At 43.1% G+C, this 18,778-nt stretch carries 16 protein-coding genes; 10 read left to right on the plus strand and 6 right to left on the minus strand.

Translation table 11 applies throughout. From position 1 onward, the window contains the following. Nucleotides 1-6: 6 nt before the first annotated feature. Nucleotides 7-267 (minus strand): DUF4212 domain-containing protein, encoded by a 261-nt coding sequence (locus ABKW31_RS10525; RefSeq protein WP_348616306.1) that lies wholly within the window; start codon nt 265-267, stop codon nt 7-9. A gap of 226 nt (nt 268-493) precedes the next feature. On the opposite strand from ABKW31_RS10525, the gene ABKW31_RS10530 reads away from it, so the two are divergent. Continuing rightward, nucleotides 494-3,916 (plus strand): PAS domain-containing hybrid sensor histidine kinase/response regulator, encoded by a 3,423-nt coding sequence (locus tag ABKW31_RS10530; protein WP_348616307.1) that lies wholly within the window; start codon nt 494-496, stop codon nt 3,914-3,916. A gap of 6 nt (nt 3,917-3,922) precedes the next feature. Here ABKW31_RS10530 and ABKW31_RS10535 read toward each other — a convergent pair whose 3' ends face one another. Together ABKW31_RS10535 and acs are read right to left on the minus strand one after the other, a co-directional pair. Continuing rightward, entirely contained in the window at nt 3,923-4,573 is a 651-nt protein-coding gene (locus tag ABKW31_RS10535; protein ID WP_348616308.1) for a response regulator transcription factor, read from the minus strand. Between the two features lie 138 nt (nt 4,574-4,711). Next, the gene (gene acs / locus ABKW31_RS10540; RefSeq protein WP_348616309.1) at nt 4,712-6,652 is read right to left on the minus strand and encodes an acetate--CoA ligase; all 1,941 of its coding nucleotides are present in this window, start codon (nt 6,650-6,652) and stop codon (nt 4,712-4,714) included. A 209-nt stretch (nt 6,653-6,861) separates the two neighbouring features. On the opposite strand from acs, the gene ABKW31_RS10545 reads away from it, so the two are divergent. Next, the gene (locus tag ABKW31_RS10545; protein WP_348616310.1) at nt 6,862-8,028 is read left to right on the plus strand and encodes a DcaP family trimeric outer membrane transporter; all 1,167 of its coding nucleotides are present in this window, start codon (nt 6,862-6,864) and stop codon (nt 8,026-8,028) included. A gap of 38 nt (nt 8,029-8,066) precedes the next feature. Here the strand turns inward: ABKW31_RS10545 and ABKW31_RS10550 are convergent, their stop codons facing one another. Further along, nucleotides 8,067-9,101, minus strand: coding sequence for a GGDEF domain-containing protein (locus ABKW31_RS10550; RefSeq protein WP_348616311.1), 1,035 nt, complete (start codon nt 9,099-9,101; stop codon nt 8,067-8,069). 330 nt (nt 9,102-9,431) lie between these two features. Between ABKW31_RS10550 and ABKW31_RS10555 the strand changes: the two genes are divergently transcribed. The 7 genes from ABKW31_RS10555 to ABKW31_RS10585 are packed head-to-tail and all read left to right on the plus strand — an operon-like array spanning nt 9,432 to nt 17,053. Continuing rightward, on the plus strand, nt 9,432-10,598 hold the full coding sequence (locus ABKW31_RS10555) for a Gfo/Idh/MocA family oxidoreductase (protein ID WP_348616312.1): 1,167 nt from the start codon (nt 9,432-9,434) through the stop codon (nt 10,596-10,598). Nucleotides 10,599-10,610: 12 nt separating this feature from the next. Continuing rightward, a complete protein-coding gene (locus ABKW31_RS10560; protein WP_348616313.1) occupies nt 10,611-11,663 on the plus strand; it encodes a sugar phosphate isomerase/epimerase in 1,053 nt (350 codons plus the stop codon). Between the two features lie 15 nt (nt 11,664-11,678). Next, on the plus strand, nt 11,679-12,926 hold the full coding sequence (locus ABKW31_RS10565) for an MFS transporter (protein WP_348616314.1): 1,248 nt from the start codon (nt 11,679-11,681) through the stop codon (nt 12,924-12,926). A 21-nt stretch (nt 12,927-12,947) separates the two neighbouring features. Continuing rightward, the gene (locus ABKW31_RS10570) at nt 12,948-13,886 is read left to right on the plus strand and encodes a TIM barrel protein (RefSeq protein ID WP_348616315.1); all 939 of its coding nucleotides are present in this window, start codon (nt 12,948-12,950) and stop codon (nt 13,884-13,886) included. A 57-nt stretch (nt 13,887-13,943) separates the two neighbouring features. Continuing rightward, the gene (locus ABKW31_RS10575; protein ID WP_348616316.1) at nt 13,944-15,629 is read left to right on the plus strand and encodes a GMC family oxidoreductase; all 1,686 of its coding nucleotides are present in this window, start codon (nt 13,944-13,946) and stop codon (nt 15,627-15,629) included. Continuing rightward, nucleotides 15,629-16,240, plus strand: coding sequence for a gluconate 2-dehydrogenase subunit 3 family protein (locus ABKW31_RS10580; protein ID WP_348616317.1), 612 nt, complete (start codon nt 15,629-15,631; stop codon nt 16,238-16,240). The genes ABKW31_RS10575 and ABKW31_RS10580 overlap by 1 nt, the downstream gene beginning before the upstream one ends. Before the next feature lie 54 nt (nt 16,241-16,294). Then, nucleotides 16,295-17,053 carry a family 16 glycoside hydrolase gene (locus ABKW31_RS10585; protein ID WP_348616318.1) on the plus strand — a complete coding sequence of 253 codons (759 nt, stop codon included), beginning with the start codon at nt 16,295-16,297 and terminating at the stop codon, nt 17,051-17,053. Nucleotides 17,054-17,094: 41 nt separating this feature from the next. Here ABKW31_RS10585 and ABKW31_RS10590 read toward each other — a convergent pair whose 3' ends face one another. Both ABKW31_RS10590 and ABKW31_RS10595 read right to left on the minus strand, forming a co-directional pair. Further along, a complete protein-coding gene (locus ABKW31_RS10590; RefSeq protein WP_348616319.1) occupies nt 17,095-17,847 on the minus strand; it encodes an MBL fold metallo-hydrolase in 753 nt (250 codons plus the stop codon). A gap of 7 nt (nt 17,848-17,854) precedes the next feature. Then, nucleotides 17,855-18,028, minus strand: a complete 174-nt coding sequence (locus ABKW31_RS10595; protein ID WP_348616320.1) for a hypothetical protein — start codon at nt 18,026-18,028, stop codon at nt 17,855-17,857. Nucleotides 18,029-18,195: 167 nt separating this feature from the next. On the opposite strand from ABKW31_RS10595, the gene yjjX reads away from it, so the two are divergent. Next, entirely contained in the window at nt 18,196-18,741 is a 546-nt protein-coding gene (yjjX, locus tag ABKW31_RS10600) for an inosine/xanthosine triphosphatase (RefSeq protein ID WP_348616321.1), read from the plus strand. Nucleotides 18,742-18,778: the final 37 nt, after the last annotated feature.

An 18,778-nucleotide genomic window follows, 5' to 3' on the forward strand; every position in this document is an offset into this window, starting at 1 on the left:
TAGTCCTTAGTCTTCGTGCACGTCAAAGCGCACATCTAATTCGTTCATCTTCTTTTTGTAGTAAAAAATTAATACAATAAAGATATAAATTGAACCTTGTTGCGCAAACCAAAATCCTAAGGGATATCCACCTAGGTGGATGTTGTCTAAGACGGGGGCAAACAAAATGCCGGCGCCAAACGAAGCTAAGAACCACACAACCAGTATTTTGCCTAAAAGAGTAAGAGTTGCTCTCCAGTAGGCATGACTACTTAGGTCTTCTTTCATGTAAACCTCCTAAAAGTAATATTAAATGACATTGGTATTTTCCATCGATGTATTGCTAATGTTGATAACTTTAGACTGATATAATCAGTGATGAAATGCGACCATGGTCGTAGGTAACAAAAAAGTTAACAATGTTAATATTTTGCACACACTTAATAACCAGTAAATTGATAGTTTAATCAAGCAAGATGAGAGATGACGTGACTGCAAACGTAGGTAATTTTTTATGGGCTTAGCTTGGGTATTATTGGCTTTATTTTATTTGGGCGGACTTTTTTGGCTTGCCCGCTGGGGTGAAAGAAATAGCACCAAAGCCAAACGGTTTAGCTCGCATCCCGCCATTTATTCGCTAGCACTGGCCATTTATTGCACCGCATGGACTTTTTACGGCTCGGTTGGAGAGGCAAGTCGCACAAATTGGAATTATTTGCCAATACTGCTAGGGCCAATATTGCTGTATTTGTTTGGTTATCGCTTTATTTATAAATTGGCCTTGGTGAGCAAAAAACAACATATCACTACGATTGCTGATTTTATCTCTTCGCGTTATGGCAAAAGGCAAAACGTCGCCTTAATGGTCACACTTATCGCACTGTTAGCCACTATTCCCTATATCGCTTTGCAGCTCAAAGCCATTGGTTCAGCTTTTATTATTATATCTGGCCAAGTTAATGGTCAGTTGGTGATATTTTTGGCGGCCTCGTCTATTGCTACTTTTTCTATCCTATTTGGCACAAAACAGACAGACGTTACCGAATATCGCCGTGGACTCATGTTAGCTATTGCCTTTGAGTCGAGCATTAAACTCATTGCCCTAGTAGTGGTTGCGATCGTTGGTTTTACCTTATGGCAACATCAAAGTAGCTCGGCCTTATTTAGTAACTTAACCAGTAATGAGGCCTTAGCCACCTTTCAAACTGGTTCGTTTTGGGGCCAGACCTTAATGGCCGCAGCTGCCGTGATATGTTTACCACGCCAGTTTCATGTGGCCATTGTTGACAATCTGAGCTTGGAACACCTAAAAACCGCACGATGGTTATTTCCACTTTATTTAGCCATTACCGCTGTCACCATTCCAATTATTGCCGCCGCCGGGCAAGAGCTTTTTGCCCAAACCAATATCGAGCCTGATACCTATGTGCTCAATATTGCGGTTTTTTCGGATAGTTTATTGCTGCAATGTCTGGTTTTTATTGGTGGCTTGTCCGCTGCGACTGCGATGATTATTGTGGCAACACTGACCTTAAGTACGATGTTAACCAACGACGTTATTATGCCTAAGCTGTTAGTTAATAATCACTTTAATAAAGGCAGTCTCGACTACACCAATAAAATACTGCACATTCGCCGTTGGGTTATTGGTGCTATTTTGCTTCTGGCGTTTTTCTATCAACAACAAATAGCCAATACTAGCTCTTTATCTTCTATTGGCTTGTTAGCCTTTTCCTTAGTTGTGCAACTATTGCCTGCCATCGTCGGCGGCCTTTATTGGAAGCGCGGCCATGCACAAGGAGTTTATGCCGGTTTTATTACTGGCATAGGCAGTTGGATACTGTGGTTAATCGTGCCTTCAATAGATTCAAGTGTCTCTACTTCCTTGCAATCTGAAGATATTACCCGTGGTGCTATATTAAGTTTGGCAGTCAATTGCTTGGCTTATATCGTATTTTCACTGCTTGCAAGACCTCGATTGGCAGATAAAATTCAGGCCTTGGCTTTTGTTGCTCCCAAAGAAGCCATGTCAGGGCGCACAAAAAGGCGTTTGGGTAAAACTCAAGCTATCGATTTAATGACCCTAATGACGACCTTTATGGGCGAAAACCGATGCCAACAACTGTTAGCCGATTATCAGCTCAATAGTGGCAATACCGTCGAACCTCATGGGCCACCCGATCAAGAATTTCTCAGTTTTTGTGAGCGCGCCTTAGGCGGCGTACTGGGAGCGTCAACCGCTAAAGCCCTGCTAGACAGCGCCCTCAACGGTCGCAAACTAGACTTCGAAGAAGTCGCCAACGTATTTGATGAAACCACCCAAGCCATGCAATTCAATATGAGTGCATTGCTCATTTCACTGGAAAGCATTGATCAAGGTATCAGCGTGGTGGATAAAGATCTCAATTTAGTCGCCTGGAATAAACGTTATGTTGATTTATTTGACTACCCAGACTCTCTTGTCTCCATTGGCACACCGATTGAAAAATTAGTTCGTTATAATGCTCAGCGCGGCGAGTGTGGTTTAGGTGAAATTGATGAACTGGTTAGCAAACGCTTAGAACATATGCGTTTAGGCCACGCCCACCGTTTTATTCGCCAGCGTAGTGATGGAAAAATGATTGAAATGGTCGGCAACCCCCTGCCTGGCGGGGGATTTGTTACCAGTTTTAGTGATGTCACCGAACATATCGAGATCCAGAAAGCCTTAAAAGAAGCCAACATTGATTTGCAAATTCGGGTACAAAAACGCAGCGAAGAGGTACAAGCGATCAATGCTGAACTGCATAAAGAAATTGCGCGACGTGCTGAGTTAGAAGTTGAACTGACCAAGGCAATGAAACTAGCCGAGCAAGCAAACCACAGTAAAACCCATTTTTTGGCCATGGCAAGCCACGACATATTGCAACCCCTCAACGCAGCAAAACTGTATTTATCAGCCTTGAATGAAATGGCCAAACCGCAAGAAGTCGACACCATCATAGAAAAACTCGCTGAGAGCATTGGTTCAAGTGAAACCTTAATAGGCACTTTATTGGATATTGCCCGCCTTGATCAAGGCGGTTTACAAGCAAAAATTGGTCTGTATTCATTTTTAGATATTGTTAATCCCTTACTCGATGAAACGAAGATGATGGCTGCCAAGAAACAACTGAAGTTCAGAATAAGACTTGCTGACGCTTGGATTTACACCGACCGCACCTATTTATACCGAATCGTGCAAAACCTCTTGTCCAACGCGGTCAAATACACTGAGTCTGGCAGCATACTTTTTAGCGCTCGTATACGCCAAGGTAAGTTGCTCATACAAGTATGGGATAGCGGTTTGGGTATTTCAGCAGAGCAACAAAAACAAGTATTTAACGATTTTTACCGGGTTAGCAACCACAAAGAACATGGCATGGGCCTGGGTTTAGGGGTGGTATCTCGTCTAGCGGATAAAATAGAAGCCAATATCAGTCTGACTTCAAAATTTGGTAAAGGCAGTGTATTTAGCTTTTCACTACCACTGGGGACGGAAAGCCACGAAGTGAGTAAAACACCTCCGCCAATGGCAAGCACCCCGAGTAATATGCTTGCCCTATGTATTGACGATAAACAAGAAAACCTTGATGCAATGCAAACCTTGCTGTCTAAATGGCAAATTAAGTCAGTTATAGCCAATACCGTCGAACAAGCCAAAAAACAGTTTGAACAAGCTAAACCACAGGTATTATTGGTTGATTATCAATTAGAAGACAGTATCAATGGCATTGAACTTATTATGTTATTACGCCAGCAATGCGGCTCAAATCTACCCGCATTACTGATAAGTGCCAACCAAGAAGATGAGATCAAACAAGCCTGTATTGAGCAACAGATTACTTACCTGAGTAAACCAATTAAACCCGCGCGTTTAAGGGCGTTTTTGGCCAGCGTGGTGAGCACGCAAGCCTGACATTGATTAGTGTTGTAGACCTGAAGAGTTCAGTTGTAACTGTGCAGCAATTAATACCGCTTGAGTGCGATTGTTAATACCCAATTTTTTAAATACTGCGGTAATGTGAGCTTTAACCGTCGCCTCAGCAATCGCTAATTCATAAGCAATTTGTTTGTTTAACAGACCATCGCGCAACAAACACAGGACCTTGTATTGAGCAGGTGTCAAACTTGACACCTGTTGTACTAGTTGACTAAAAGCATCATTACTTTGACTTGCGCTAGCAGACATCGATTCAGGCAACCACAAATCTCCTTCTAGCATGCTACGAACGGCTTGTGCCAGATGCTCAGCACTGGTTGTTTTAGGAATAAACCCCAAGGCTCCTGCTTGCATTACTTTAGCGACTATATTGATATCTTCCAAACCCGAAATTACCGCTACAGGTAAGTCAGGAAACAACTTTCTTATATGAATTAAACCAAAGAGGTCACTGCTGCCTGGCATGTGTAAATCAAATAACAGCAAGTCAATATCTTGGTTGGATAACAAATCAACCGTTTCATCTAAATTGCTCGCTTCGAGCAATTTAAGATTTTCAATATTGTTGGACAATGCCCCGCGCAATGCATCGCGATAAAGCGGGTGATCGTCGGCGACTAACAATGTAATCATGCTGTTACCTAATTGTTATAATCATGACAGGAATGCCATGGTAACAATAGTGTCGCTTGGTGCAAAACAAATACTGCCCAAAAAGCAAAAAGGAATGCCGAAGCATTCCTTTTTTATAACAGCATCTATAGCTTAGGTTTAACGGTTAAGCCGCTTGTCAATCAGTGACTCGACTACCGTTGGATCGGCCAAGGTGGAGGTGTCACCAAGATTCTGATGTTCATTTGCAGCTATTTTACGCAGGATACGACGCATAATCTTGCCTGAACGGGTTTTGGGTAAACCGCTTGTCCAATGGATCAAGTCTGGCGTGGCAATAGGACTCAACTGTTTACGTACCCAATTGCGCACATCAATGGTCAATTGTTCAGTTACTTCAATGCCTTCAACTGGACTGACATAGACATATATGCCCTGCCCTTTTAAGTCATGGGGATAACCAACCACAGCCGCTTCGGCCACTGCCGGATGGGAGACTAAAGCGCTTTCTATCTCAGCTGTGCCTAAACGATGGCCTGAAACGTTCAATACATCATCTACGCGACCGGTGATCCAGTAATAACCATCCTCATCACGCTTAGCCCCATCCCCAGTAAAGTAGTTCCCTGGATAGGTGCTGAAATAGGTTTGGACAAAACGTTCATGATCGCCGTACACCGTGCGGGCTTGCGCAGGCCAACTGTCGGTAATAATTAAGTTACCTTCACAGGCACCTTGCATTTCATTGCCTTCATTGTCTACTAACGCAACTTGCACACCAAATAGGGGAAATGTAGCTGAGCCAGGTTTTAAATCAGTCACACTAGGCAAGGGAGATATCATCATTCCACCTGTTTCAGTTTGCCACCAAGTATCAACGATAGGACAACGACCTTTGCCAACAACTGAGTGATACCATTGCCACGCTTCAGGATTAATAGGTTCGCCTACCGAACCCAATAAGCGCAATGATTCACCACTAATACCTTCTGCCGGATAAGTACCGTGAGCCATCAGTGCGCGGATTGCTGTGGGGGCGGTATACAGTATATTAACTTTGTGTTTATCGATGATTTGCCCTATCCGTCTGACATCAGGATAAGTTGGAACACCTTCGAACAACAAGGTTGTTGCGCCATTTGCTAAAGGACCATAAACCATATAACTATGACCCGTTATCCAACCCACATCCGCTGCACACCAATAAATTTCGCCGAGATGATAGTCAAACACGTACTTGTGTGTCATGGCCGTGTAAAGCAAATATCCGCCAGTAGTATGCACTACACCTTTGGGTTTACCGGTTGAACCAGAGGTGTATAAGATAAACAGTGGGTCTTCGGCGTTCATCACTGTCGGTTCACAAGTGGCTTCGCAATCTTCAACTAGGTCATGCCACCAGATGTCATTGGCTTGCCAATGTACTTTGCCGCCGGTGTGTTTAAACACCACAACATGTTCCATAGACGGACAATCATGACTGGCAAAGGCTTCATCCACATTTGATTTAAGCGGTACAACTTTACCTGCGCGTAAGCCCTCATCCGCGGTTATCAGTACTTTAGCATCACAATTTTCAACTCTATCTGCGATGGCATTAGGCGAAAATCCGGCAAAAATAACCGAATGAATGGCACCAATGCGCGCGCAGGCCAACATGGCATAAGCGGCTTCAGGGATCATTGGCATATAGATCGCGACTCTATCGCCTTTCTTAACTCCCAATTTTTTCAAACCATTGGCAAGTTTACATACTTCATCATGCAGTCGTTGATAGCTTATTAAATCATGAGATTGCGGATCGTCTCCCTCCCAAATAATCGCTGTAACATTGCCGCGCGTGGCCAAATGCCGATCGATGCAGTTGTAGCTAAGATTTAACTCACCATCTTCAAACCAATTAATATGTACATTGTGGCTATCAAATGAGGTGTTTTTGATTTTAGTCGGCTGTTTGTACCAATCCAACATCTTGGCTTGTTCAGCCCAAAATACCTCAGGTTGCTCAACAGACTGTTTATACAGGCGTTGATGTTCGCTGGGCGTAAGATGCGAATTAAGTTTAGCCTGCTCCGGCACGGGATAAAGTGAACCCATCATTATATTCCTCTAATTTGTACTTTGTTTGTAAATACTTTACAGATAAACCAACAATATAGAATGAGACTTTGGTCTTACTTAGCTTAATCGAATCAATCATCCGTGGTAGGACAACTAAGACTTAAGTCTTATAGACCAAACGCTAATACCGAACAGAACATTTTTAGGTCATTGTTTGTTGTATAGAAACCAGACAATGAGAGACTATCATGAGTAAACCCACTTACATTCGTTACGCTGCACTTTTATCCACATTAAGTTTATCCACCTTAACCACAGCATCTGTATTAGATGATACTAAAGTTAATTTTAGTGGATATCTAAAGGCAGATGCCCTGATAAGTCAATATAGTGATGGAACCCTTGGAGCCGGAAACTTAGGTAGAGATTTCTATATCCCAAGTTTAACGCCCGTTGGCGGAGCCGAGGAAAATACTCAATTTGATGCACATATCCGTCAATCTCGTTTTCGCTTCACAACCAATACGGCTTTAGATTCAGGCGAAAAACTGACCGGCGTATTAGAATTCGACTTTCAAACCACAGTAGATGGTAACGAAAGAGTCAGTAACTCTTACACACCACGTGTTCGCCATGCCTTCATCCAATATAACAATTGGTTAATTGGACAAACATGGTCCACTTTTCAGGATACCTCAGCACTTCCCGAGACCTTAGACTTCGTCGGTGTCACTGATGGGACTATTTTTGTTCGCCAAACAATGGTGCGCTATTCAGCTAACGGCTTTGCCATTGCCTTAGAAAATCCAGAATCAACCATCACTCCCTTTGGTGGCGGTGGGCGAATAGTCGGCGATGACAATAGCATGCCTGATTTAGCCGCAAGCTATACCATGAAGCAAGATTGGGGATATTTCAAAGTCGCTGGTTTAATGCGAGAGCTAAGCTACGTGAACAAACAAAGTGGTGCCGATATCGACACTAGTACCAATAGCTACGGGATTAATGTAAGCGGAAAAATCATGTTAGGACAAGACGATATTCGTTTTATGCTTAACAGCGGTAAAGGTTTAGGCCGCTACTCAGCCTTAAATGCAGTCAATGGCGCGGTTCTCGATAGCAATAATGAGCTTCAAACTATTGATTCAACGGGTATTTCCTTAGCCTATCGTCATCAGTGGAATGAACAGTGGCGCAGCAACGTCACCTACTCTGCCCTTGATGTCGATAACGATGTTAGTTTAACAGGTGCAAGTGCAACACAAAAAACATCAAGCATGCGAGTAAACCTGCTTTATTCCCCCTCTAAAGAACTGACCTTTGGTGGCGAATACACCAGTGCAACTAGAGAATTAGAAAATGGTCAACAAGGCGATATGGATCGTTTGCAATTTTCAGCTATGTATAGCTTTTAATCAGTCACTAGGTGCCATCTAGGCAGTGGCAGCTAAGCTCAAGTAGACGCTGATTTAAGCGTCTTGTCTTGAGCAGTATAATACACCACTGTATTACGCCCTTGTTTCTTGCCTTGGTATAAGGCCTCATCTGCGGATTGTAACAATTTTTCGACCCCGTCAGTATAAGGCCTTATTGTAGAAAAAACGCCGATAGTTACGCTTACCTTACTGGTGGCATCTACCGCAACAGGGATACGGAGTTTAGCGATATTACTTCTAATTTTTTCTGCAATATTAGTAGCTTGAACCTCTGACACATCATCTAAAATAACCAAAAACTCTTCACCACCATAACGGCCAACGGTATCAATATTACTGCGAATACTGTGTTTGATACTATGCGCAACTGAGCGAAGGCATTCATCGCCTGTGGGGTGTCCATACTGATCATTAAATTGCTTGAAATGATCCACATCAATCATTAATACACTTAGCCAGTGTTTGTTGTTTTCATGACACTTTTCCTGCAATAACTGCATGATACTGCGCCTATTGGCAATTTGTGTAAGTTCATCTTCGAAAGCTTGTTTGCTTAACTTATGTCTTAGTAAGCGATTAGCTCGATCAAAATACATGACAAAGGTGGCACTGATAATGATGGCTAGTGACACCCAAATTGCTCGCGAGCGGCTTTTATGCAAAGACACAACTTCATTGGTTAGATCAGGTAAGTAGTCTTTAAAAATAAGCAATGTGAAGATAAGGACAAGCATAAAACTGCTGACCCACCAAGAAAATCGACTATTAGACATCAACGCCAGTGGGATGGGGATCATAGGAAATAATACAATGAATTGGCTATTCACTCCTCCCGAAATTATGACCAAAGGAATAAGGGTAATAAAACAGCCTATAGTGACAAACAGTTTATGCCAGTTAGCTGGTTTCCCCCGCGAAACCACCCAATAAATCGAACCAAAGAGGGCAGAATTAAAAAGTCCAATATAGGTAAAATAGAGACTTTGACTAACAACTAGCGGCACAAAACAGGTGGCAAATAACACCACGACAAACAATATGAGTGAAGTCATTTTAGTCACTTGATGTCGGGTATCTATCATAGCCTTGTGGTCACATTCGCTCGTTTTAGTTGCAGTTTGATTGTACTCAAATTTTTTTCCAAAAACAGACTTTAGTCGTCGACAGGTCGTTTGCATTAACTAAAAACAGTAAATAATTCAATATTTTCAGTCACTAAGAGTGTACAACGGCCCAATTTCTCTGATGAAAATAAAAAACAAACGCCGAATTTGTTGCATTCAAATGCCGATTTTATCTTAGTTATTACAGGACCACCTGGGTTAACATCATTAACATTACATTAACCTTTAGATAGCTAATCAAGCATACGGTGTCTTAAAATGGTAAGCAGTAAAATACGCATGGGTATGGTTGGTGGTGGACAAGGTGCCTTTATTGGTGCTGTTCATCGCATGGCCGCAAATCTTGATGGCCAAATCGAATTGGTCTGCGGCGCGTTCAGCTCTGACCCCGAAAAGTGTGTGCAATCAGGCGCAGAGTTATTTGTGCCAGCGGCACGTTGTTATGCCAATTATCAGCAAATGATGATTGCTGAGGCTAAACTTCCTATCGAGCAACGCATGCAATTTGTGGTAATTGTTACCCCAAATCATCTTCATTTCCCTGTCGCTAAAGCTGCCTTAGAAGCCGGTTTTCATGTACTTAGCGATAAACCTGCTACCTTTGATTTAGATGAAGTACTGGCCTTAGCCCAGATCGTCAAAAAATCAGGGCGACTCTACGGATTAACGCATACCTACAATGGTTATCCTTTGATCAAGCAAGCTAAGCATTTGGTTGCAACAGGCAGACTAGGCAAAATTACCAAAATAGTGGTTGAGTACAGTCAAGGTTGGTTAGCCAACAAAGATAATGATAGTGGTAAACAAGCCGCTTGGCGTATCGACCCCACCAAGGCCGGCATAAGTTGCTGCATGGGCGATATCGGCGTGCATGCAGCCAATTTAGCGGAATATGTCGCAGGTACAAATATCAGTGCCATGTGTGCTGATTTAGGCTCGGTTGTGCCCGGGCGTTTGTTAGATGACGATGGCAGTATTTTGTTGCGCTTTGATAACGGCGCACGCGGGGTATTGCTCGCCAGTCAAATTTCAATGGGTGATGAAAACAACCTGCGCCTGAGAGTCTACGGCGATAAGGCCAGTATCGAGTGGTCACAGCTCGAGCCCAATAGTTTGCAGCTTAAAACGAATGATAAACCTACTCAACTTATTCGCAGCGGGGTCGGTGAGTTTTGTGCAGCGGCCCAACAAGCGATGCGCACGCCAGCAGGTCACCCTGAAGGTTACTTAGAGGCTTTTGCTAATTTGTACCTTGGCTTTGCCGCTCAAATCCGCGCGTTTGAAAATCAGCAAAGCTGCAGTAATGCTGAGTTTGATATACCCGGTATTGAAGAGGCCATTCGTGGCATGGCATTTATTGAAAACAGTGTGCATGCCAGTCAATCAAACGAAAAATGGTTGCCTTTTCGCACCACCAAAGATTAGGAGAAACAAATAATGCAGCAAATTAAAGGACCCGGAATATTTTTAGCTCAGTTTGCCGGTGACGAGAGTCCGTTCAATAACTTCCCAGATATTTGCCGTTGGGCAGCCAGTGTGGGTTTCAAAGGTATACAAATCCCTACTTTTGACACTCGTTTGTTTGATTTAAAAGCCGCCGCCGAAAGCCAGCAATATTGTGACGATATAGCAGGTGTCGCAAAAGAAGCAGGACTAGAAATCACCGAATTATCCACTCACTTGCAAGGTCAGTTGGTAGCGGTTAATCCTGCCTATGACGATATGTTTGATGGTTTCGCCCCTGTGCATCTGCGCAAAAATCCTAAAGCACGCACCGAATGGGCTATCGAACAACTGAAATTTGCTGCTAAAGCCAGTCAAAGACTGGGCCTAAGTAGTCACGCAAGCTTTTCTGGCGCATTGTTATGGCATACCTTTTACCCTTGGCCGCAACGTCCTCAAGGTTTGGTTGAACAGGGATTTGCTGAGCTAGCAAAACGGTGGTTGCCCATATTAAATGTGTTTGATGAATGCGGAGTGGATGTTTGCTACGAATTACACCCGGGCGAAGATTTGCATGATGGCGTTACTTTCGAGCGTTTTCTCGATGCTGTTGGCAATCACAGCCGCGCCAACATTCTTTATGATCCGAGTCATTTTGTGCTGCAACAGCTTGATTATCTTGCCTTTATTGATATCTATCATGAGCGAATTAAAGCCTTTCATGTCAAAGATGCTGAGTTTACTCCTTCAGGCCGCTCTGGTGTTTATGGTGGATATCAGTCGTGGATTGACCGACCAGGGCGTTTTCGTTCACTGGGTGACGGCCAAATAAACTTTAAAAGCATATTCAGCAAATTAACCCAACATAACTTCAGTGGCTGGGCGGTAATGGAATGGGAATGTTGCATTAAGCATCCCTTAGATGGCGCAGCTGAAGGCGCAAAATTCATTGCAGAGCACCTTATTCGCCCTACAGAAAAAGCCTTTGACGATTTTGCAGGTCAAGGTAAAGACGTAGTACTGAACAATAAAATACTCGGCTTATAACTTAGAGAAATAATAATGAACGCCACACACAATATTTCAGAAAAAAACGCTAAAAGAATTTTTAATATCAGTTGTATCGCTCTCATCGTGACCGCGATGACATTTGCCATACGTGCGGGGATATTAGGCGAATTAGGTGTTCAATATGGATTAAGCGGTGAACAACTAGGTTGGATCACTACTATGGCATTTTGGGGTTTCCCTTTAGCCATGATATTTGGTGGCGCACTATATAACGCCATCGGCGCAAAATTAATTGTTTGGCTAGCCTTTATCGGTCATGCATTAGGATTAGTTCTAACGATTGTTGCTGATAGCTTTTGGGGCTTGATGATTTCATCTTTTCTTATTGGTTTTGCGAATGGCTTAGTTGAAGCAGGTTGTAACCCAATTATTGCGCAACTTTATCCAAACAATAAAACAGCTATGTTAAATCGATTCCACGTTTGGTTCCCAGGCGGCATTGTAATTGGCTCATTGGTTTCTGCTGGTATGACAAAATTAGGTCTAGGCTGGGAAGCACAAGTAGCCACTATGTTAATCCCCACCGCCATTTATGGTGTGATGATGTTAGGGTTCTCCTTCCCTAAATTAACCACAAAAGACGATTCTACTAGCGGTAATTTAAAAGCCTTATTCAATCCTATTTACCTGTTCTTATTTGTTTGTATGAGTATGACAGCAGTGAGTGAATTTGGTCCTGGACAATGGATCAACCAGATATTAGAAGCATCCGGTGCAACACCGATGCTAATTTTGGCATTAATTACCGGCATCATGGCGCTTGGTCGTTTTTATGCCGGTCCTCTGGTACATAAATTAAGCCCTCCTGGTGTGTTATTAGTGTCTGCAGTATTAGCTAGCTTTGGTTTATTTTTAATGACGCAACTTACTGGGTCTGCTGTGTATATTGCTGCGGTAGTCTTTGCCTTAGGAATCACTTACTTCTGGCCAACTATGATTGGTTGTACTGCTGAATATACCCCTAAAACTGGTGCGCTTGGCATGTCACTCATGGGTGGTGTGGGCATGTTCGCTATGGGTTGGTGGAGCCCGGTTATTGGTAAATGGGTAGATTCGGCCAAAACAACGGCAGCACAAGCTGGCCTAACAGGTAATGAAGCGTCGTTAGCTGCCGGTAACGAAGTATTAAACAGCCTTATTGTGTTTCCACTCGTCTTAATTGTGCTGTTTGCGGGTTTTTATTGGTTCATGCGCAAGAAAAGTGATGAAACTGCGAATTCAAGTTCGCTTAGTCACTGATCAATATATAGGGCGGATTATATGTCTACAAACAATAATACATTGCTACTAAAAGAACCTATTTCAGGTTCTCGGCGTCAGTTGATTAAGCATCTTGCTGCAGGAGCTGCAGGGGTTAGTTTATTGAGTCAAACCAGCATAGCCAGTACAAGTGATAAAAAATCAAACCAGACAGAAAATAGTGCTTTGAAAAACAACGTCCATCATTCAGTCGCTCGCTGGACTTATGGCGATCTGAGTGTTGAAGAGTTGTGTCAAGTGGTTAAACGTATTGGTTTTAGTGCCATTGATTTAATCGGCCCAGAAGAATGGCCCATTCTAAAAAAACATGGCATTGACTCGTCCATGTGTAACGGTGCCGAAATCAATCTAACCGATGGTTGGGGCGATACTCAATTTCATGATGTTCTCATTGAACGTTACCATCAACATATCGATTTAGTCGCGGATGCCGGCTATATCAACCTGATCTGTTTTAGTGGTAATAAACGTGGAATCGATCCAGAAGTCGGACTACAAAATGCGGTTAAAGGCTTAAAACAAATTATGCCACATGCAGAAAAGCGAGGGGTCATCATCCAAATGGAATTGTTTAACAGCAAAATCGATCATCCTGATTATTTTGCTGATAATTCAGCTTGGGGTATTGAGCTATGTAAGCGACTGGGCTCGGACAATTTTAAACTGCTCTACGACATTTATCATATGCAGGTTAATGAGGGCGACATCATTCGTACCATCAACAATAACCACCAATATTTTGGACACTACCATACGGCTGGTGTTCCAGGGCGACATGAAATAGACGATTCGCAGGAACTATTTTATCCAGCTATTGTACGCGCAATTTTAGCAACCGGTTATCAGGGCTATTTAGCTCAAGAATTTATACCCACCCCGGCTGACGTGGCAGGAAAAATAGCATCCTTACACCAGGCGATTCATATTTGTGATGTGTAGTCATCACCTCAAATCACGCACAATTAATCAAATTTAGGGGCTTAACTGAGAAAACTTATGGCAAATAATGAATATGATGCAATCGTCGTTGGCTCTGGGATCAGCGGCGGATGGGCAGCTAAAGAATTGGCTGAAAAGGGTCTTAAAGTATTGATGCTTGAGCGTGGTCGTAATATTGAACACATCAAAGATTACACGAATGCCTTTTATGAAGCGTGGGATTATCCCCATCGTGGTTTAGCGACTCAAAAAATGAAAGCCGACTCTCCTAAGTTAGCCCGCGAATATACTTTGAACGAACCCACCGAAGGCATGTGGGCTACGGATAAAGATCACCCCTACACTGAAGTTAAACGCTTTGACTGGTTTAGAGGCTACCACATGGGTGGACGCTCTTTATTATGGGGCCGTCAAAGTTACCGTTGGAATGCGGATGACTTTACCGCTAACGCCAAAGATGGCATTGCTGTCGATTGGCCCATTCGATACGATGATCTCGCACCTTGGTATGACTATGTAGAAAAATTTGCTGGGATTGCGGGAACTAGAGAAGGCTTAGATGTATTACCCGATGGCCAGTTTCTGCCACCAATACCATTGAATATGGTTGAAAAAGACGTGGCTAAGCGCATCGAGAAAGTCTACAAGGGCATGCGCCACCTTATTCATAGTCGCACCGCCAATATTACTCAAGCAATGCCCGAGCAAAATCGGGTTGGCTGTCAATACCGCAATAAGTGTTGGCTAGGCTGCCCCTTTGGCGGTTACTTTAGCACCCAATCTTCGACGCTACCTGCAGCCATGCAAACCGGCAATTTAACGGTACGCCCCTTTTCTATTGTGACCCGGGTGCTGTATGACAAAGACACTAAAAAAGCCACTGGAGTTGAAGTATTAGATGCTGAAACCAATCTGACTTACGAATTTAAAAGTAAAATTGTGTTCTTAAATGCCTCTACCTTAAATTCTACTTGGGTCATGATGAACTCAGCCACCGATGTTTGGCAAAATGGCTTAGGTTCAAGCTCCGGAGAGCTAGGACATAATGTTATGGATCATCATCTTGCCGTAGGCGCACAAGGCACTATCGATGGTTATGATGATAAATATTATTCCGGTCGCCGCCCTTGTGGATTTTATATTCCAAGATTTAGAAACTGGGGCAACGATAAACGCGATTATGTGCGTGGATTCGGTTACCAAGGGTCTGCTTCTCGTTCAAACTGGCAGCAGAATGTTGCAGAGTTAGGCATCGGTGCCGACTTTAAAAATGCCTTGGCCGAACCGGGATCTTGGAATATCGGCATGGGTGGCTTTGGCGAAATATTGCCCGACCATAGAAACAAAGTTAGTTTAGATAAAACGGTTAAAGACAAATGGGGCTTGCCGGTTTTATCCATGGATGCTGAGCTCCAAGCAAATGAACTTCGCATGCGTAAAGACATGAAACAAGATGCCATGGATATGTTAGAAGCCGCTGGTGTTAAAGATGTCAAAGGATGGGATGGTGAATCACCCATAGGTAAGGGTATTCACGAAATGGGCACGGCTCGTATGGGTAGAGATCCAAAAACCTCAGTACTTAACCGATTCAATCAAGTTTGGGATGCGCCCAATGTATTTGTTACCGATGGTGCTTGTATGACCTCTGCTTCATGTGTAAATCCGTCTTTAACCTATATGGCTTTGACGGCAAGAGCGGCTGACTTTGCGGTTGAAGAACTTAAGAAGGGGAATCTGTAATGGAAAGACGCAATCTACTCAAAATGATCATGGCGGCTACTGGCGTAGCCATGGTCGGCGGCAAAGCCTTTAGTTACCAACTTGGTAGTGCAATTCCTTTGTCTGCAACAGTATTTTCCTCTGATGATGTCATCTTGTTTAATGACATCGCTGAAGTCATTATACCGCGCACCGATACGCCGGGAGCAAAGGACGCTAATGTCGGCCTAATGGCATTAGTATTGGCCAACGATTGCTATACCATCAGCGAACGTAATGCATTAATTGAAGGTTTAAAAACTGTCGATAAACAAGCGCAAAAATCCTTCGATAAACCCTATTTGTTATTAAATACCGAGCAAAAAACTAAAATAGTGTCGCAGCTCGATAAAGAAGCTAAAAAATACAATTCAAAACAAGAACTCTATTATTTGTCAGTGAGTCCTTATGATAGAAATCGCGATGTTGCGGATCCAATCCCTCACTTTTTTACCCTGATTAAACAACTGACTATATTTAGCTTTTTTACCTCAAAAGTAGGCGCAACGGAAGTATTACGTTTTGAGGCGATACCCGGCAAGTACAATGGGGAGTTAGATTACAAAAAAGGTGATCGCGCTTGGGCCACATAAGTGAGTCCACTAATAAACTCAGCGCTGACTCAATTATTTTTCAAAGGTACTACTATGATTAAATTATCTAGCTCAATTGCCCTGCTCTGTTCTTTGTCAGTAGCAAATATCAATAATATACACGCACAAGAAAAACCACTTGAGCCTTGGCAACAAGCTGAAAAAACTGAAGTGTGGACTCCAGTTCCAGCCATAGTGAGTGCTATGCCCGGTAAAGTTCCCTCTGACGCCATTGTACTTATTGATAGTCAAAACTTAGAGCAATGGGAAGCCTTAGCAGGTGGACCAGCCCAGTGGACTGTGGATAATGGCAAAGTTACTGTTGCCCCAGGTAAAGGAGATATTAAAACCAAGCAATCTTTTTGCGATATTCAGTTACATATGGAATGGCAAGTACCGCAACCCACTGCAGACATGGAAGGACAACAGCGTAACAACAGCGGTATATTCTTCCAGCAGCGTTATGAAATACAGGTACTAGACTCGTTTGACAATCCGACTTACTCCAATGGCCAAGCGGCTTCTGTATATAAACAAACAATTCCTTTAGCCAATGCAATGCGACCACCGCAAACTTGGCAGGTTTACGATATTATTTATCAAGCGCCGCGTTTTTCAGGTGAAAAACTAAGCTCACCGGCTTACGTCACTGTCATACATAATGGTGTCGTTGTGCAAAACCACACCGAAATTTTAGGCACTACCGAATGGATTGGTGCCCCTAAATACGCGGCCCATGGGTGTGCACCTTTGCAATTACAAGATCATGGCAATCTTGTTAGCTTCCGCAATATGTGGGTACGTGAGTTATAAAAATCGTACTGAAACTACCGTCAGCCTTAAACACTGGCGGTTTATTTTCTGGTTCTTAGCCACAACTTTGCTTTAATTTTGGTGGCCCGCCAAGGCGTTTGCGGTAATCGTGGGGCTACAGTTGCCAAATGTGCATACTCATTCACACTTAAACTCACTTCACCGCCATGAGCCAACCATAATGCATCTAATTGCATATCTCTGACTTTTTGCAAAGAAACTTTGTATTGGTTGGGGTGGAATACCGGAAAAGGTGGAATAAAACGACTTTTTACTTTTACCATTAAGTCAGCTACATACATGCGCCGGGTGGGTGTATGCAGAACTGAAATATCTCGATCAGTGTGCCCAGGCGTTGAAACAACTTGCCACTCAGGAAAATACGGCAAACAGTCTCCATCAACTAAACCGAAATCTGGATGTAAAAATGGCGAGTACCATAGATTTTTTCTGGGCTTACCGAGTCGACCTGCCACCCAGCCAGCTAACAATAAATCAGTCAGATGCAGTAAACGTCCACCGAATCCGCGATACCAGTGTTTTGATGTTTTAGCAGACGCTATTTTACAGCCCGTCAACTCCCTCAGTTTGTGCGCTGCGCCGGCATGGTCAGGATGCATATGGGTCACCACAACCAGCTTTAAATCAGAAAACGGCCGCTGTAATACTTCAGTAATAGTACGTTTAAGCATCGCTATATCTGCTCGACAACACCCGTCAAGTAGCAATAAGCCCTCAGGATATTCAACTAAATACACACACTGGATATAACCTTGGAGCTGATGTAATTTCAAAGCGTTTTTATCGACTCTCGTTGAGATTGGCCTGCTGTTCAATATACTCTATGGCTTTTTGCAAGCTACCAAAAGCGTTAATTAAGTTTTGTCGGCCTTTTTGCATGAGCTCAGGATTATCTTTCTCTGACATCATCCAAACCCAGGTGCGAATTAATGACTCAGGCGGTATTTTATGCATAATGTGCTTCCCACTCAAATTGAAAATATAATGGCAGTTCAAGTTTTGATTATATAATGTCCACTTGACGCATTCGAGGATACTTTTTAATAATTTCAATGACTTGGGTAATATTAGTACTCCAAAAGATGTTTTTTTTAAACCAACTTATATCAGAACTTAAAAATATGCATAAAAACACCGTTAAAATCATCGTTGGCTCACTCAACCCAGTTAAAATAAATGCAGCTAAACAGGCGATCATGCAATTTTTTGAATTAGAACAAGTTGACTGCATTGGTATTGACGCGCCCTCTAAGGTCGCAGAGCAACCGATGACGGCGGTAGAAACTCGTCTGGGGGCAATCAACCGAGTCAGATATTGCCAATCACACCATGATGCTGATTATTATGTAGCCATGGAAGGTGGCGCAGATCTACTCGAGGATGGTCCCGTAACATTTGCTTATGTAGTCATAGCGGACAAGCAACAAATGTCTGTTGGGCGCAGTGCGACACTACCTTTACCCCCCGCGGTTTATCGTGCCTTGCAACAAGGTGAAGAACTCGGCCCTGTTATGGATCGTTTGTTCAATACCCATAACATTAAGCAAAAGGGAGGAGCCATAGGACTATTGACCCATGGTTTGGTCACGCGAGAAGGTAATTATATCCAAGCGTTAATATTGGCACTGGCTCCTTTTTTAAATAGCGATCTATTTATTGCCGAATAGCAATAACTGAAGCATAGCGCAAAGCGTTTTTAAGGGT

Source organism: Paraglaciecola sp. 25GB23A, from assembly GCF_040012495.1.
Lineage (GTDB): Bacteria > Pseudomonadota > Gammaproteobacteria > Enterobacterales > Alteromonadaceae > Paraglaciecola.